We start from the raw sequence: 2,212 nt of genomic DNA on the forward strand, positions 1-2,212 counted from the left end.
TGGGCGTGGATAAGAACGCCTCACAAGATGAGATTAAGAAGGCTTACCGCAAGCTATCAAAGAAGTACCACCCTGATTTGAACCACGAAGAGGGTGCTGAGCAGAAATACAAGGATGTACAAGAAGCGTACGAGACCCTTGGTGATGAGCAAAAGCGTGCGATGTATGATCAATACGGTGCGACTGATGGTCAAGCTGGTGGCTTCGGTGGCCAAGGCGGCTTTGGTGGCTTCGGCGGTGGTCAATACGGCGACTTCTCTGATTTGGGTGATATTTTCAGTCAAATGTTTGGTGGTGGCTTCCAAGACCCTAATCGTCCACGCAAGGGGCAAGACTTGCAATACCGCATGAACTTGACGTTTGAAGAGGCTGTTTTTGGTAAAGAGACAACGATTTCATACACGCGTTCAACGGATAACGGTGGTCAAGAAAGCAAGGAGTTGAAGGTGACGGTGCCTGCGGGTGTCGAGAATGGTCAACAAATGCGCTTGTCTGGCCAAGGTGAGGCTGGTTATAACGGGGGCCCATACGGAGATTTGTTTGTGGTCTTCCGCGTTGAAGCGTCAAAGGATGGCTTTGAACGTGATGGTGGCACGATTTACTCACGTGTGCCAATCGATTATGCAACAGCTGTCTTGGGTGGCGAAATTGAAGTGAAGACGGTTAATGGTTTGAAGAAGTTGAAGGTACCCGCCGGTACGCCAACTGAAGCAAACTTCCGTCTTCGTGGCCAAGGAGCGCCATTTATGCGCGGTGGCCAAGGTGATCACATCGTTACGATTTACGTTGATGTGCCTAAGAAGTTGAATAAGGACCAAAAGAAGGCGCTTGAGGCATTCCAAGCAGCAATGACTGGTGAGCACAAGAAGGGCTTCTTCGGTTAAACCGACCATTAATCAGGTGGCTAATCTTAAGGTTAGTCACCTTTTTTGTGTGGTAAGATTAACGGTAAGAAATTACCAATGGAGAGCAAGACATGCTATTAGCAGATTTTAAAGCAGCGACATCTGGCATGCCAACGAATCGTTTGTTGGCGGTGCGACTAGATGACCAGGTGCAACCAGTTCGCTTACTTGGGCGTGATGGGGATTTGCTAGTCATGACAACGGACGTGGCCTATCAAGCAGAATTGGCGGAGGTGATTATGCAGACTCCTGATTCATTGCAGATAGTGGTGCGTGATGATGATTTCACGCTACATCCGGTGTATGGATACCGGATTGTCGACGACGCCCTGGTTCTTGGATGATGGAGAAATGAGAATGCAAAAACGCTTAGGGTGGTTGATCACCGCAATTTTGTTACTGGTATTTGCGAGCGTGGTGATATTTTTTTATCACACCAGCAATGTGACAAAACCAGCGCATACGTTTGCTGAACAAGCGAACACACCTAGTAATCATGATTTGCCAACAGGAAAAAAGAAATCGGCCGGTACGCCAACTGCCAGTGATTTGAAGTCGAAGGAGTTCGTCGCAAATGGCCGTTTGACGCAAGTCGGTCAGTATCGGCTCACGAGTAGTGGGGTTGCAGAAAAGTTGGTTGGAGACAACGCTGTAAATGCAACGTTGCAAAATCACAATTTTATTTATCAGGTTACTCGAATTGCCCGCTACAAAAATACTGCGCGCTCGACAAAAGCCCTGCAAAATGCGCGGCGTGTTCTGAATACACCTAAATTAGCCAATGGGTATGAAACACTGGTCATTGCCTATCGGATTACGAATGATAGTACAACGTTCGGTGTGACGCCAGGTGTGACAACAATTGGGTTTAAGGGTAAGCCAACGATGTCTGAATTAAACGGTTTGGTCAATGACCCTAAGTTGAGCGTGGCTGGCATTCCAGCCGGGGGTTACACTGATGCAACCGTGACGGTTTTCATTCCGAAGGGTGCTACAAACGATATTGATTTGCAATTTGCAACAGTCAAGGATCGTCATGGCAATATCTTGGTCGGGCCATCTGCAAAGCTTCGGGTCACCTTCTGATTTAATGCGTGGGTCTATAAATATGCGGCAAAAAATGATAGACTAATAGTTAGTTTAAACCGTCATTATGGCGGTTTTTTGTTTGAGAGATAGATAAAAGGAGTTCCTAATATCATGCAAATCGAGTTTCTAGGAACTGGTGCAGGTGTGCCAGCTCGTTTTCGTAATGTAACGAGTATCGCGCTTCGCTTGCTAGAAGAAATTAATTCCGTTTGGTTGTT

Annotated in this window: 3 protein-coding genes and 1 pseudogene; all 4 read left to right on the top strand. The window is 46.9% G+C overall.

From position 1 onward, the window contains the following. A partial coding sequence (locus WEIDD23_RS00835) for a DnaJ C-terminal domain-containing protein (RefSeq protein WP_062358672.1) occupies positions 1-884 on the top strand: 884 nt, incomplete at its 5' end. Between the two features lie 92 nt (positions 885-976). After that, positions 977-1,249 carry a hypothetical protein gene (locus tag WEIDD23_RS00840; protein ID WP_010371904.1) on the top strand — a complete coding sequence of 91 codons (273 nt, stop codon included), beginning with the start codon at positions 977-979 and terminating at the stop codon, positions 1,247-1,249. A 13-nt stretch (positions 1,250-1,262) separates the two neighbouring features. Beyond that, complete coding sequence (locus WEIDD23_RS00845) at positions 1,263-1,991, top strand: hypothetical protein (protein WP_010371901.1); 729 nt, start codon at positions 1,263-1,265, stop codon at positions 1,989-1,991. A gap of 114 nt (positions 1,992-2,105) precedes the next feature. Then, positions 2,106-2,212, top strand: a pseudogene (locus tag WEIDD23_RS14165) (ribonuclease Z); the annotation flags it as partial.

It is taken from the genome of Weissella sp. DD23, assembly GCF_001579105.1.
GTDB classification, from domain to species: Bacteria; Bacillota; Bacilli; order Lactobacillales; family Lactobacillaceae; genus Weissella; species Weissella cibaria.